The organism is Rhodococcus sp. P3_B8 (assembly GCF_056402775.1).
Genome location: NZ_JBFUGT010000012.1, coordinates 29,750 through 43,038, shown reverse-complemented (window position 1 = coordinate 43,038; position 13,289 = coordinate 29,750). Strand labels below are relative to the sequence as shown.

The window sequence follows — 13,289 nt, the reverse complement described above, 5'->3', positions numbered from 1 at the left end:
GTGAATGTGGATTGCCGACTCAGGACCAATCCCAGTCGTACTCAGCTCCCACCCGCTTCGCCAACGGCTTGAACATGCGCTCTTCGTAAGTCGCCATCGTGTCGAGGCCGGGAATAGGCGCGAGGTTCAGGATCTCGGCAAGCCGCTCGACGTCGAGTTCAGGTTTCGGCAAGCCCGCAGCAAGCGCGAACCTCTGAAGCTGGTTGGTGAAGCTCTCATTACACGGCGGCTTCCCGAAGTTCACCGGATGCTTCATCGCCTCATCGAGGGCTACGAACTCCACGCCACGCTCGAGGAATGCCTCGAGGATCGGAGCGAGGGTGTCACGAGAGATCGTGGTGCCGTGTACGAGCCAGATGAGAGGCGCGTCGGCACCGAACAGGGTATGCGCGGTGTCCGCGTGCTGGTAGAGCATGTCAACAGCGGTCGACACGTGCAGGTCGCGTACCTGCTTCTGCACGTCCTTGTCGCCTAGGGTCATCGCGCGGAAGTACGGCATGATGAACGCGAAATCACTGAACCAACTGGTGATCGGGGCAGTGCGGTAGCCGAGATCAGCGAGGTAGTTCTCGACTTCCCCTCGACGTCGTTCGGATCCTGACGACATGTCCATGGGGTGCCGGAAGTACTTCGACGGTGCGGCGTCGATCAGATGACCGATGTACTTCTCGGCCGTCTCAAAATCGCGTCGGAATGCCGCGTCGGGCATCCAGCGCAGTGGAGCGTGCTGGTGAGTGTGGTTACCCAGGTGATGGCCTGCTTCGGCCCACGCCTCGAAGGCCTCGATTTGCTCTGGCTCGTTCTCGAGCCGGTATGTGTGAGAGAAGCCGTAGGTGCCCTTGAGTCCGTAGTCGTTCAGCGTTTTCGCCACGGAACGCGTGATGTCGGTGGGAGTCGTGTCGTCCGGCATGGGAACGCCGTCCCACAGGACGAAGTCATCGATCGTGACCGCAATCTTAAGAGGTCGGTCGGCGCGTGTGTCATTCATTGCGTTGACTCCGGATCTACCAGGAGGGCTCCTCGGCGCGAAGCCCATTTGTCACCGACCCTATGAAGTGATGGACATCACGTCTTGGCTGTTTGCGCGCACCTGCTTTCCTCAGGCGCATCGCATTCGGCATCGAGATGCGCGCCGTGCGCGCTCTTCGCATCCCGTGCGCATAGGGCCAAGTTTCGCCTTGTCATGACTTCTACCGTCGTTGGTGACGAAGGAGTAGCACACCGTGAATTCATCACAACAGATCGTCCTCGCGCAGCGCCCCCAAGGCCACGTGAGCTTGGAGGACTTCCGCGTGGAGGACGTCGCCCTGCCCGAACTCAAGGCTGGCGACGTCGCACTCGAGACCCTCTTCATCTCGATCGATCCGGCCATCAGGGGCTGGCTCGACGACCGACCGAGTTACCTTCCGCCAGTCGCAATCGGAGAGCCAGTTCGCGCTTTCGGACTGGCCCGCGTGACCGCCTCACGCAACAGCAACTTCACCCCGGGCGACATCGTTCGTGGCTTCGTCGGCTGGCAACGGCACCAGATCGTCAGCTCACCCGGCACTGACTGGGACCGGATCGCATCACGCGAGGTCGTTCCCTTGGAGCACTACCTTGGCGTCCTCGGGATGACGGGCCTGACCGCGTGGGCCGGAGTGTGCGACATCTTGCGGCCGGAACCAGGGCACACCGTTCTGATCTCCGGCGCCTCTGGCGCAGTCGGAAGCGTGGCAGTCCAGCTCGCGAAGCAGGCGGGCGCACAGGTTGTCGGCGTCGCAGGAGGCGCCGAGAAGTGCTCGATGGTGGCCCGGCTGGGCGCCGACGCCGTCGTCGACCGCAAGGCCCCTGAATGGAAGGACCAGCTCGAGGCGGCAACACCGAACGGCATCGACCGCCTCTTCGAAAACTCGGGGGGCCCGATGTTCGAGGCATCGATCGCCCGGCTGAACAACCACGCACACATCGCGTTGTGTGGCCTGATCGACGGCTACAACTTGACCGAACGCCCATCCGGCCCAAAAAATTTCGGACAGCTTCTCACCAAGCGTATCCTCACACAGGGATTCGTCGTGCTCGACTACTTGGACCGTGCGGCAGAGGTTGAAGCCACGCTCGCCGAACTCATCAGTTCCGGACAGTTGGAGGCCGTGCAATCGGTATTGCCCGGATTCGAGCAGCTGCCGGCCGCCTTCGTGGACTCGTTCTCCCACGGCCAACCAGGCAAGCTCATCATCGATCTGACTGCGTAGCCCGCCTCTGAAGCCACCTCAGCCGGAGGTTCGTATCCCGTCACCGCGCAGCCGGGATACAGCCTCCGACGCATGCAAAGGATATCCGGCCGACTTTTGCCTGGGAGCTGGTGGAGTCCCTGGGAGCTGTACGCATTAAGGGCAGTCGAGTGCGCCAGACCTTGTATTTGAACGCGCTGCGGAGCGGCGACGGCACCCGAAGTGGCGTTCAGCGATTGTGCATGTCCAACAAGTTGTGCGTCAACGAGCCAAATCAGGACATCGCGGCTAGCGCGGGTCGCGATGTGGTGTTGTGCAGGCAGGCCACCCCGGAGCCAGCGGGACCGAATCGTCGACCAGGTCCCGATCCGGGTCCGCCACCCGCAACAACCACCGAAATGAGTACCGCGGCCGCACGCTGCCCAGCGGCTGGCCGTACACCGGACAAGGCGCCCGCTCGCCCGCCGCTACGATACCGATGCCGTCCTGGGCGCGCGCGTGGAACCAGGACTAACCCACCGGCCGAGCGGCGTCTTCCTATTCGGAACCGCCACTCGACACCGAACGCTCACTGCGCCACAGCACGCCACTCGTCGGTGCGCTCAGGCGTTGCCTGCGCCAGTGCCTTCAACGTCGCTTCCCGATCAAGATTCTTGCCGTAGACCCGGGTTCCCGGCTGCTGACGCCAGGAATCTTCGACAGTGCCCGCGTCGACAGGGTCGAAGCCGAGCTGATTGATCAGATCGAATACCACCTGCTTCTGCAGTGCGTCGTCGCCGGCGACGGGGATCGCGATCCGTCCGCTCGACCCTTCCGGTAGGCCCTTCTCGAGAAGGTGCTTCCACCAGATTCCGTTGAATGCCTTAAACACCGGAACTCCGAGATGTTCTTGCACCCATTCACTTTCTGCCTGACCGCCTTCGATGGCGGCGATCAATCCGTCTCGCTGCTGCGGGTAGTAGTTGTTGGTCTCGATCACCGGAGCACCATCGGCAGCGCCGGCGAGGATGTCGGCGGGAAGGTCCACGACGTTCTTCTGCGGGATGCTCACGATCACCAGGTCTGCACCCTCGGCGGCTTCGGTGTTCAGTACCGCCTTTGCGCCGGTCTCCGCCTCGAGGTTTGCGAGGGTGTCGGGTGTCCGAGAGTTCGAGATGCGCACATCGTGACCGAGCGCAGTCAGCCTGCGTGTCAGTGTGCCACCGATCTGACCAGCTCCGATGATTCCGATGCGCATATCTCTTGTGCTCCTTCGTCGAGTGCCGCGATACTTTGCGACTGCTGTATGCGTCAACAACGAAGACCGTCGGATAGTTCCGCGTGGGCGCATTCCGCTCGTCCTGATTCAAATACTTGATAGTTCGGCTCAGACGGCCGACGGTCCGCTTTCTCGGTCCTTCGTGGGTGAGTGGATTACCCCGATTGCGGCACGGATCGTGCTGTACGTCGTGAGCTGCTCTTGGAACTCGCGTTGTGGCGGGGTGAGCCCTACTTGCCGCGAAACGTGCGGGAGCATCGCGGACCCCGGCGCCGGACGCCGTGTGCCGCGGGCCCAGCCGGTTCGCCCACGCGTGTTTCGCAGCGTCAGGTGATGGTGTAGCCGAGCTGATAGGCCGCGCTGTCGATCGGTCCGGACAACCCGGGATGCGACCACGGCAGCGACAACGCTGGCAGCGCAGGAAACGCGTCGGCGGCGCGTTCGGTGATCGCGATGCAGACACCGCCGGCGAACCGGCCGCGGTAGGCGATCCCATCGAGATCGTCATGGGCCCGGTGAATGGTGCGGGCCCAGTGCTGGGTTCGGCCGTGGTCGCGGAGTCGAGGGCGTGGTTGCCGCCGACCCGGGTCGCCCACGCCCCCTCCCCGATGCCGGACACATCGAGCAGTCTCAGCGGGCGGGTGAATCGCAGCCCGGTCAGATACGGGTCGCCGCGGTGCCGGTCGATCACCCGGGCGCTCTGAAACGCCTCGGCCAACCCGCCGCGAGGACTGACGGCGCCGTACCAGATGCCGTAACCGGGACGCGCCACCGACCGTGGAGATCCGACTACGAGCCGTCCCCGCGGTGCGTGACGGCGCACGCATCGTCGACGTACCCGAACGGTTCGAGGTCTCCTGACAAACTGTCACGACAGGCGCAAACAGTACGAAGCCGGAGGTCTGGACGGACTGTCCAAGATCGCGCGCCGTCCCCATTCGTTCCCAAGACGCCCCTGTACCGCTCACCCCTGTTCGGGCTCCCGTCTCAACCGCAGCCTGCACGCCCACATCAAACTTGATTGAGCTCGAACGATCAGAGTTCTTCGCGTCGGGTCTGGTCAACGAACCAGGCCGCGATCTGTGCTCGTGAGGTGAATCCGAGCTTGGTCAGGATGTGTTCTACGTGGCCTTGGGCGGTACGGTCCGAAATGACGAGACTGGCGGCGACCGCTCTGTTGGTCAATCCCTTGGCTACAAGGTCGGCGACCTGCCATTCACGTTTTGTCAGGTTTGTCGCGATACCGGCGGGCGGCGTCGTGACCCTGGGCGGCTCGCTCAGGGCATAAACAATGGCACCTTGAATTCCGAGCGCCCGCCCTTCCCGGACGGCCTGAAAGGCGCGCTCACCGAGTGCATGGCGAATCCGGCGCTTGTTCGCTTAATGGTGGACGAGGAGGTGGGGGAACATCACCGTCGAGCTGCCCACGGTGTGCCCCAATTCCTCGGCGGCGCCCATTAGAGCCGCAGCACGCTTTGCACGGCTCTCGTCACAGAGCCACGCGAGGGACTCCAGACACACGGTGACGGTAATTTGATCGTCCGCCAGTCGGCCGAGCCGCAAACTCTGTTCAAGCAAGCGGGCGGCACGATTAGAATCTTCCTGCCGCACCACCCCAACGCCCATGGACCACAACGAATACGAGCGATAAATCGACTCGCCCAGGCTCTGCGTCATCGCGTGACATGCCATCGCCCGCGGAATGTCCTCACGCATCCGTATGCCAAACCCAGCAGGTACAGAACTGCAACCTTCCGATGGTCATCGTTCAGTGTCGCGTAAATATCGCGGGATTCTTCCAGAAGTCCGCTCGCACGCCGAAGGTCGCTGTTGCTGATCGCGAGTAGTCCTTCGGCTTGGGCGACGAGTACATGCGTCATCGGATCGTCGATCTGCTCAGCCAAGGATCGCCCCTCCTCGACCAGGGCAGTCGCCGCGGGGATGTCACCCTGCAGTTCGGACAGCACACTGCTGTAGTACAGGGCTTTGACGCGTGTCGCGGTGGACTGCCGGGGATGGCAGGCTAGGGCGCGGTCGAGCCAGTACCGTCCCTCGGTGAGCTTGCCGCGGGTAAGCCAGAAGGGGTAGAGCGCTGCTGCGATCCGCAGCCCGGCCTCGGTGTCGGTATCGTCAGACTCGGACAGGCACAGCGTCATCGCCTCACGGAGATTCGACTGCTCGCGCCCGAGACGTGCGATCCATTTCAACTGCTGGGAACTGACCCACTCCGCCTCCGCTGTCAGTGCCGGCTTCTCGTACCAATCCCGGTGCCGCCAGCGCAACGCCTGGTAATTCGCTGGACTGCTCTGCTTTGTGTCGGCCGTAGTCACGCACCGTCTCGAGAAGGCGGAAACGGACCACTCCGCCCGGAACATCCCTGATCAGGATCGACTTGTCGACAAACGCTGTCAGCATGTCCAGCAGATCCTCAGGAGCCACCTCTCCCTCGCAAATACCCTCCGCCGCATCCAATTCGAAGATTCCGGCGAATACCGACAAGCGTTCCCACAGCTGCTGTTCCGGGGAACTGCATAGGTCGTAACTCCAGTCCATTGACAACTGCAGCGTCTGTTGGCGCCCTCGGCGCTCCACGACTTCCCAGGGTCAGCAGTTTGTACCGGTCATTCAGTCGTTCGGCGATTTGATCGGCGGACATCGCCCGCAACCGCGCGGCCGCCAACTCGATCGGCAGGGGTAGGCCTTCAAGCGCACGGCAGATGTGCGCTACCGTGATCCGGTTGTCCTCGATCAACTCGAACCTGGACACCGCGGCGGCGGCACGTTCCATGAACAGCGTCACGGCGTCGTACTGGGGCAGGCCGCGCAGGGACAACTCATCGTCCGTGTCGGGAATCGTCAGCGGCGGTACGCGCCGTATCGCTTCCCCTTCGATATCGAGGGCCTCCCGGCTCGTGGCCAAAATCCGAAGCTCGGGACAGGTCCGAAGCAGTTTCCCGGAGAGCGTGGCGACTGCATCCACCAAACGCTCGCAGTTGTCGAGAACGTGCCGAACTCGGCAGACAGATCACCTCGCCGGCGTCCATGCGGCCCAACAGTTCGACGCGCTCGGTCCCGCCGAGAGCCCTGTGGGGATGGCCRGCAATCCGGCGGCGGCATGGCAACCGCCGCAATCACCCTGACCGACTCTCCGAAATTCAAGCTCGCCAGGAGCGCCCCGGCAGTGCAGCGATGAACATTGAGGAACCGGCGTGGGCGTTAAGCATCGCCGTCACCGGCGCGACTGTGCTGCAGCCTTCGGCATCCGGAGACTCTGATCTCAACTTCATGAAATTCAGACTTAGACGCGCCCCGGATGCTGTTCTATCCAGGAGTCGAGACTTCGCCGCGAGATCCGCGCGTGCCCGCGCGAGAACACCCGGTGAGCTGCCAACAAAGCAGTCGTTGTCGAGTCGGTGATCTCGTCGAATGCGTTAACCTCGATCCGGGCCGTAGAGCGCTGCTCGGCGGGCGAAGCGCGTCGGCCAAGCATCTCGGACAATGTGAGTGGGTCTTTACGTGCCCGCTTCGCGCGCGCCGGGCGCTGTACCATCCCTCATCCACGCGATACGTCGCTCCACTCCCTTCAACGCCATGTCGGGATGGGGCAGGATGAAGAAGCGATTGGTTCGGATCGCGTCGACAACCATCTCTGCTACGCGGCCCGGTTCCAGGCCGGACGCGGCGGTAGTGTCTGCCAGACGCTCGACCGAAGAACGCCGAACGGGATCTGCCAACGTGGATACGACGCCGCTGGGCCGGTTGCGTTCGGACTCTGTCATGCGTGTTTTGACCGGACCTGGGCACAGCACCGAGACCCCGATCGACTCTCCTGCCGTTCGCAATTCGATCTCGAGATTTTCACTCATCCCCAGAACCGCAAACTTGGATGCAACGTAGGGGCTCATTGTTGGTGCACCGGTCGCGAATGCAGCCACCGAGCAGGTGTTGACAATGTGCGCCTCGGGTTGTTGCCGGAGGAGAGGGAGAAACTCCCGGCAGCCGTGGAGGACGCCGTAGAAGTTGACATCCATCACCCACTGCCAGGTTCGCAGGGGAATGTCGGCGAACAACGCGCCGCTGTCGACCCCCGCGTTGTTGCACAGGATATGGACACCGGCGAATTCGTCGATCGTGCGTAATGCCAGGTTGTGCACACTCTCCGGATCCGATACGTCTGTCTGGACACCGATAGCGTCGGCTCCTGATGCCCTCAGGGCCGAAACTGCGATATCCAAACTGCCTTCTTCGATATCGGCAAGTACGACCTTCACGCCTTCCCCGGCAAAACGTTCTGCCATTGCGAATCCGATCCCGCTGGCGCCGCCAGTGACGACTGCAACCTTGCCTTCGAGCTCTACCATGCCGATCTCCTGATCCGAAACAGTCACCGTGGGAGGATTGAAAGTTCTGCCTGGCAGCACTTCCTGTGCTGATCAGGATTCATGGACCTTCCGGTGCCTGCGGCGCACAAATCCGATCACCGCCGCCGCAGCACGACTCACGCAGTCGAGTCACACACCAACCGAAGTGCGCGACCCGACTGGATCAGGGAATCCGAGCGAGTTGCCCCGTCACTCGAACAATTCGGGTATGCGCGTCATTGCCTCGAAATACGGATCCGCACCGGTGAACGTGGCTATCTCGATCGCCGACAGGATCTCCTCCACGCTGGCACCTGCATCCAGCGCGGCCCGCGTATGGATCTGCACGCCTGGGACGTATAGGTGTGTGACCACGCAATCAATGGCAATGTAGATCAATTCACGCAACTTCACTGGCAACGAACCGAATTGGGCCCCGACGGTGGAGAAGTTCATGTAGGCCTCGAACATGTCCGGGTCGAGCGCCAAGACATCGTCCCAGCTCTTGTGCCAGTACCCGCGCTTCTGTTCGAAATCCGCACGCAGGTTCCGCTGTCGGTCACTCAGCCCGGATGGAGGACGAATCCCCCGTTCGGACAGAACTTCTGCAACGGCCGGCGCCCCGATCGACAGCGCATGGATACTCATGATGCTGACCAGCTGCAATACGTCACGGACCTCGGCTCGACTCGCGCCGAGGTCGAGAGCGGCCCGCACATATGCACGCAGTCGCGGCCAATTCGTGCTGGCAGCGTTGCCTACGACAGCGACCCCAATCAGCGCGAGTTCGATAGGGGTGAGCGCCCCACGTGATCGGGGGACGTCGACCATAGCGCCAAATCTGTCGAAGAACTCTGGGGAATCGCGGTACTCGGCATCGAGCGTGTCGTTCCAATCACCGAGGTGACCGGATAGAGCCTGCACGGGGGCCAAATTCTCCTTGGAAATTGTCATCGGCATGCCTTCTCAGAGCTGAATCGCGACGGACTTGGTTTGCAGGTAGTGATAGACCGCGTCGGGTCCCTTCTCTCGGCCGAATCYGCTCGATTTGTATCCACCGAAGGGTGTGCGGATTCCGCCCGCGAAGTAGTTGTTCACCGATACCTGGCCGGCGTCGATTCGACCCGCCACGCGGTGCGCCCTGGCGAGGTCGTTGGTCCACAGTCCTGCTGTCAAGCCGTAGGGAGTGTCGTTCGCGATCCGGATCGCTTCCTCTTCGTCATCGAACACGATGACCGAGAGGACTGGACCGAAAATCTCTTCCTGAGCAATGCGCATGTCATTGCGCACGCCGGTGAATATGGTGGGTTGAACAAAGCGGCCGTCCTCCAGTCCTGCGACGTGTGCCGGGCCACCGCCCACGACCACTTCTGCACCTTCGGAGCGTCCGATGTCGAAGTATTCGAGGATCTTTCGGTACTGCTTCTCGGTGGTGATCGGTCCCATGTCGGGGTTGTCGATGCCGCGACCAAGACCGACGGCGCGGTCGAGCCGGGTCAGCCGTTCCACGAATTCGTCGTGGATGCTCGAGTGAACCAGTAAGCGGCTTCCTGCCATGCATACCTGGCCGGCGTTGAAGTTGATCGCGGTCAGCGAACCAGTTGCAGCTTTGTCGAGATCGGCATCGGCGAAAACGATGTTCGGTGATTTGCCGCCGAGTTCGAGGGTCACCGGGCTCAGATGGGTTGCCGAAGCGCGTAATACGGATTGGCCGGTGGGAACGGACCCAGTGAAGGCGATACGTCGGACATCACGATGCTCTACGAGCGCTGCACCGGCCTCGGCGCCGAGGCCGGTGACGACGTTGATCACACCGGGCGGGATTCCTGCGATTTCGACGGCCAGTCTGGCGAATTCGACGACCGCCATCGACGTGTCCTCGGCGGGTTTGACCACTGCTGTGTTGCCCCCGGCAATGGCGGGTGCGACACCGCGTGCGGTCTGCTGTAGGGCTGCGTTCCACGGGACGATGTGCGCGGTGACTCCGTATGGTTCGACGCGGGTGTACGAGTGAAATGCGGGGCCGAGAGGAACGGTTTCGCCGTGAATCTTGTCGGCTACTCCCGCGTAGTACGCGTAGTAGCTGGCGGTCAGTCGTACGTCGGCCTGTGCTTCTCGCAGCGGCTTGCCGTTGTCGACGGATTCGAGGTATGCCAGTACGTCGAGATTGTCGAGAATCGCCTTCGAGAGGGCGTTCATGGCATCGGCGCGAACGGAACCGTCTACTGCACGCCAACGTTCGAATGCGCGTTGCGACGAGGCGACTGCTTCGTCGACGACTGCGGAGTCGGACCGTTGGATTCTGGCGAGAACGCCGCCAGTCGCCGGGTCGATGCTGTCCATCGTCGCTGTACCTGCTTCAGGCAGTTCCTTGCCGTCGATGATCGAACCGTAATATTCCTTGTGCATATTTGTGAGTTCTTTCTCTGTAGCAAGGGCGGGTTCAGGAGCGAGCCGAGATTCCACCGTCGATGGGGAGGGTGACACCGGTGATGAACTCGGAGTCTGTAGATGCGAAGAACAGCGCAGCCTTTGCGACGTCGTCTGCTTGGGCGAGTCGACCGAGCGGGACTCCGGCACGCTGCGCGTTGATGGTCGCTTCGATGTCGTCTTGGTGCTCCATGAAGGTGCGGAGCATGGGTGTCTCGGTGGATACCGGCGCCACGGAGTTGACCCGAACCTGAGGTGCGAACTCGATCGACAATGCACGCGTGAGCTGAATTGCCGCACCCTTGGACGTGGAGTACGCGCTGTTGTTCGGTCGAGCCCGGAATCCAGAGAGGGATGCAGTGATGATGAAAGAGGCGCCGGGGCGCTGCTGCATGAAAGGCATGGCTGCGCGAGCCCCCAGCCACGGCCCCTTTGCGTTGACTGCCATGAGGGTGTCGAAGAAGTCGATGGACTGCTCTGCCAGGGGGCTCATCGGTGCCGCGACGCCTGCATTGGCCCAGAACACGTCCACGCCGCCGAAGGCCTCGACGGCGCCGCGAACGATCGTTTCGTTGCCTTCGAGTGTCGTGACATCGGCGACGACGGTGGATGCTTCGCCACCCTTCGAGCGGACCAGCTCTGCGGTCTCTCGTGCTGCGGTTTCGTCGCGGTCGGCGACGACGATCTGAGCGCCCTCCTGGGCAAACAGCAGCGCGCCTGCGCGTCCCATTCCGGATCCAGCGCCGGTGATGACTGCGACCTTTCCGTGTAGCTTCATGTGAAAGCCTTTCTTTCGGTGTTTGTTTCGAACTTCGAAATCATGGTCTGTTCAGAGGGCGGAATGCGGCTCCTCCGGATCGGCCTGGGGGGCCGGAGGGAACACTGCACCTGACTGGGCCAGGCGGTCGCACTCTGCTGGTGTCAGCGAAAGAAGCTCTTCGAGCACCTCGCGCGTCTGTTCGCCGAGACGTGGCGGGTATCGAAGAGGTGGAGTTTCGGTGTTCTCGAACAAGATCGGAGTCGCGACGCCCTCGAACGAGTGACTCCCGTCGGTCAGTTCGACGACCATCCCGCGGCCTGCACCGCGGGCGTCGTCGAGGGCCTCTGCGACATCGCGGATGGGCGCGCATGGGACTTGATGCCCAATCAGACGTGACACCCACTCGTCGGCGGGCTGTTGTGCGAACCCTTTCTCGAGGATGTCCCAGAGCTCGTCCTTGTGCTGCAGTCGTGTCGTTTGGTCGCGGAATCTCGGATCGTCGGGCAGGGACGGTTCTCCTACGGCGGCACACAGCCGCTCCCACATCGCCTGCGTATTGGCGGTGACGACGAACTCGGCGCCGTCCGAGCCGCGGAAGGATCTGTATGTGGGGATCGAATCGTGCCCGGCTCCCTGACGCCCCGGAGCCCGCCCGGACATCATTGCGTAGACGGACTGGTAGGAAAGTTGACCAAGTTGGGAGTCCAGCATGGAGACATCGATGATGCGGCCCGACCCGGTGTCTGCCCTGGACACGAGCGCCGAGAGCACCCCAATGACGGCGTACATCCCTGCTACGACATCGCCGGCCGGGACTCCAAGCCTTGCGGCAGGCTGGTCGGGATGGCCTGTCAGGCTCATCACTCCACTCATGGCCTGCACGATCATGTCGTAGGCGGGTCTCTGGTGGTGTGGGCCGAACTGGCCGAAACCACTGATGGACGCCCAGACCAAGTCGGGTCGCTCGGCAGTGACTGCGTGCTTGTCGATACCCAGGCGCGCGAACACTCCGGGCCGAAAGTTCTCGATGACCACGTCGGAGACCGCGATCAGTCGCAATGCGACGTCGAGTCCTTCCGGCCGCTTGAGGTCGAGGGCAACACTTCGTTTGTTGCGGTTGTTGGCCAGATAGTACGCACTGTCGTCGCCGAGGAAGTGCGGAGGGATCGATCGACTCGAATCTCCCACTGCAGGTTCTATTTTCACGATGTCTGCGCCGAGGTCTGCCAGCAGTTGTGTTGCGGACGGACCGGACAGGAACGTAGTGAAGTCCAAGACTCTGATGCCGGTGAGAGGTAGTGGCCGAACGGTTGATGGGTTCGCCATTGGGTTGATTCCTTCTTCGTAAGTGTCGCCACTATAAGCACAACAGTCGACGAATTACTAGCAACTCCTCAGAATCAGCCCCAGAGAGTCGACACTTGATGCTTCTAGCGGGGCCAGCGCGAGGATTGCGACTCCGGCTGGAGGTGACGCCGGGGCACCGATCGGGGGTTTATTGTGTCCGCATGGAGAGCGATGGGAACGCGGCGCGGCCGCTGAGTGTGTCCACAGCCGATATCGATGGAATTCTTGCCAGACTCCTCGGCGTGGACGAGCGCCAGGATTCCTTGGTCGGCAAAATCGCCATCGAAATCGCTCGGGACATAATCGAAGAGCGTGTCGGACAGTCCGACGACCTCAACTCGTTTGACCTGGCACAGCGATTCGGCACCAGCCGCACACCAGTCCGCGAAGCACTCCTCGTCTTGGAACGCCAAGGGATGGTCGAGGTCCCGGCACGTCGCCGACCCAGGGCCGCCGAGTTCACTCGACAGACGATCATCGAGATCTACGATCTACGCAGCGAGCTGTACGGTCTCGTTGCCCGCCAAATCGTGGAGAATGCCTCCGATGCAGAACTCGACACTCTGGAGCGACACCTCGCCGGCCTGGTAAGCGCAGCCGAGAGCGGCGACGACGATGCATACTTTTGGCAGGTTGTGTTGTTCCACGAACAAGCATCGCTCATCTGCGGGAACGCGACACTCAAGCGAACCATCGACGGGCTCGGGCTCCGCGTCATGCAGCTACGTCACCTCGGAATGGCACGTGGCTGGAGAATCGAACGCTCACTTGCCGACCATCAACGATTGATGCTCGCACTCCGCGAGCGAGACGGTCAGCTCGCAGCTGCACTCAACCGGGCGATGGCGACCAACGCTCTACCCGGCCTGCTTGCCATTGTCGACGGTAAAGGCCCCGACTCTCGCTAACCTGTCAGGAGT

General features: G+C 62.2%; 14 protein-coding genes and 1 pseudogene. 2 read left to right on the top strand and 13 right to left on the bottom strand.

All coding sequences use genetic code 11. The features are described 5' to 3' along the window. Window positions 1–19: 19 nt before the first annotated feature. The gene (locus AC1D1G_RS07715; RefSeq protein ID WP_477951625.1) at window positions 20–1,036 is read right to left on the bottom strand and encodes a polysaccharide deacetylase family protein; all 1,017 of its coding nucleotides are present in this window, start codon (window positions 1,034–1,036) and stop codon (window positions 20–22) included. A gap of 187 nt (window positions 1,037–1,223) precedes the next feature. On the opposite strand from AC1D1G_RS07715, the gene AC1D1G_RS07710 reads away from it, so the two are divergent. After that, window positions 1,224–2,234 carry an NADP-dependent oxidoreductase gene (locus AC1D1G_RS07710; RefSeq protein WP_477951624.1) on the top strand — a complete coding sequence of 337 codons (1,011 nt, stop codon included), beginning with the start codon at window positions 1,224–1,226 and terminating at the stop codon, window positions 2,232–2,234. A 547-nt stretch (window positions 2,235–2,781) separates the two neighbouring features. On the opposite strand, the gene AC1D1G_RS07705 is transcribed toward AC1D1G_RS07710, so the two are convergent. The 12 genes and pseudogenes from AC1D1G_RS07705 to AC1D1G_RS07650 form a co-directional block, all read right to left on the bottom strand. Then, window positions 2,782–3,543 carry an NADPH-dependent F420 reductase gene (locus AC1D1G_RS07705; protein WP_477951623.1) on the bottom strand — a complete coding sequence of 254 codons (762 nt, stop codon included), beginning with the start codon at window positions 3,541–3,543 and terminating at the stop codon, window positions 2,782–2,784. Window positions 3,544–3,797: 254 nt separating this feature from the next. Then, complete coding sequence (locus tag AC1D1G_RS07700; RefSeq protein WP_477951622.1) at window positions 3,798–4,067, bottom strand: RES domain-containing protein; 270 nt, start codon at window positions 4,065–4,067, stop codon at window positions 3,798–3,800. Window positions 4,068–4,506: 439 nt separating this feature from the next. Beyond that, window positions 4,507–4,656 (bottom strand): LuxR C-terminal-related transcriptional regulator, encoded by a 150-nt coding sequence (locus AC1D1G_RS07695; RefSeq protein WP_477951621.1) that lies wholly within the window; start codon window positions 4,654–4,656, stop codon window positions 4,507–4,509. A gap of 195 nt (window positions 4,657–4,851) precedes the next feature. Further along, window positions 4,852–5,148, bottom strand: coding sequence for a hypothetical protein (locus tag AC1D1G_RS07690; protein ID WP_005560796.1), 297 nt, complete (start codon window positions 5,146–5,148; stop codon window positions 4,852–4,854). Continuing rightward, a complete protein-coding gene (locus AC1D1G_RS07685) occupies window positions 5,145–5,801 on the bottom strand; it encodes a hypothetical protein (protein WP_477951659.1) in 657 nt (218 codons plus the stop codon). Before AC1D1G_RS07685 ends, AC1D1G_RS07690 begins: the two co-directional genes overlap by 4 nt. 40 nt (window positions 5,802–5,841) lie before the next feature. Beyond that, window positions 5,842–5,943: pseudogene (locus tag AC1D1G_RS07680) on the bottom strand (hypothetical protein); the annotation flags it as partial. Then, the gene (locus AC1D1G_RS07675; protein WP_477951658.1) at window positions 5,900–6,451 is read right to left on the bottom strand and encodes a hypothetical protein; all 552 of its coding nucleotides are present in this window, start codon (window positions 6,449–6,451) and stop codon (window positions 5,900–5,902) included. The pseudogene AC1D1G_RS07680 and the gene AC1D1G_RS07675, both read right to left, overlap by 44 nt. A gap of 532 nt (window positions 6,452–6,983) precedes the next feature. Continuing rightward, on the bottom strand, window positions 6,984–7,832 hold the full coding sequence (locus AC1D1G_RS07670; RefSeq protein ID WP_043786965.1) for an SDR family NAD(P)-dependent oxidoreductase: 849 nt from the start codon (window positions 7,830–7,832) through the stop codon (window positions 6,984–6,986). A 210-nt stretch (window positions 7,833–8,042) separates the two neighbouring features. Next, window positions 8,043–8,786 (bottom strand): carboxymuconolactone decarboxylase family protein, encoded by a 744-nt coding sequence (locus AC1D1G_RS07665; RefSeq protein ID WP_477951620.1) that lies wholly within the window; start codon window positions 8,784–8,786, stop codon window positions 8,043–8,045. A gap of 12 nt (window positions 8,787–8,798) precedes the next feature. Next, window positions 8,799–10,175, bottom strand: a complete 1,377-nt coding sequence (locus AC1D1G_RS07660) for an aldehyde dehydrogenase family protein (RefSeq protein WP_477951656.1) — start codon at window positions 10,173–10,175, stop codon at window positions 8,799–8,801. A gap of 100 nt (window positions 10,176–10,275) precedes the next feature. Next, complete coding sequence (locus AC1D1G_RS07655) at window positions 10,276–11,040, bottom strand: SDR family NAD(P)-dependent oxidoreductase (protein WP_477951619.1); 765 nt, start codon at window positions 11,038–11,040, stop codon at window positions 10,276–10,278. Between the two features lie 51 nt (window positions 11,041–11,091). After that, window positions 11,092–12,348, bottom strand: coding sequence for a CaiB/BaiF CoA transferase family protein (locus tag AC1D1G_RS07650; RefSeq protein ID WP_477951618.1), 1,257 nt, complete (start codon window positions 12,346–12,348; stop codon window positions 11,092–11,094). 182 nt (window positions 12,349–12,530) lie between these two features. Between AC1D1G_RS07650 and AC1D1G_RS07645 the strand changes: the two genes are divergently transcribed. After that, the gene (locus AC1D1G_RS07645) at window positions 12,531–13,277 is read left to right on the top strand and encodes a GntR family transcriptional regulator (protein WP_005560782.1); all 747 of its coding nucleotides are present in this window, start codon (window positions 12,531–12,533) and stop codon (window positions 13,275–13,277) included. Window positions 13,278–13,289 lie beyond the last annotated feature (12 nt).

Bases quoted from the DNA above. Each gene is read 5' to 3' on its own strand.
- AC1D1G_RS07715 (WP_477951625.1), bottom strand. From the start codon at position 1,036: ATGGGCTTCGCGCCGAGGAGCCCTCCTGGTAGATCCGGAGTCAACGCA.
- AC1D1G_RS07705 (WP_477951623.1), bottom strand. From the start codon at position 3,543: ATGCGCCCACGCGGAACTATCCGACGGTCTTCGTTGTTGACGCATACA.
- AC1D1G_RS07690 (WP_005560796.1), bottom strand. From the start codon at position 5,148: ATGACGCAGAGCCTGGGCGAGTCGATTTATCGCTCGTATTCGTTGTGG.
- AC1D1G_RS07670 (WP_043786965.1), bottom strand. From the start codon at position 7,832: ATGGTAGAGCTCGAAGGCAAGGTTGCAGTCGTCACTGGCGGCGCCAGC.
- AC1D1G_RS07665 (WP_477951620.1), bottom strand. From the start codon at position 8,786: ATGACAATTTCCAAGGAGAATTTGGCCCCCGTGCAGGCTCTATCCGGT.
- AC1D1G_RS07655 (WP_477951619.1), bottom strand. From the start codon at position 11,040: ATGAAGCTACACGGAAAGGTCGCAGTCATCACCGGCGCTGGATCCGGA.
- AC1D1G_RS07650 (WP_477951618.1), bottom strand. From the start codon at position 12,348: ATGGCGAACCCATCAACCGTTCGGCCACTACCTCTCACCGGCATCAGA.
- AC1D1G_RS07645 (WP_005560782.1), top strand. From the start codon at position 12,531: ATGGAGAGCGATGGGAACGCGGCGCGGCCGCTGAGTGTGTCCACAGCC.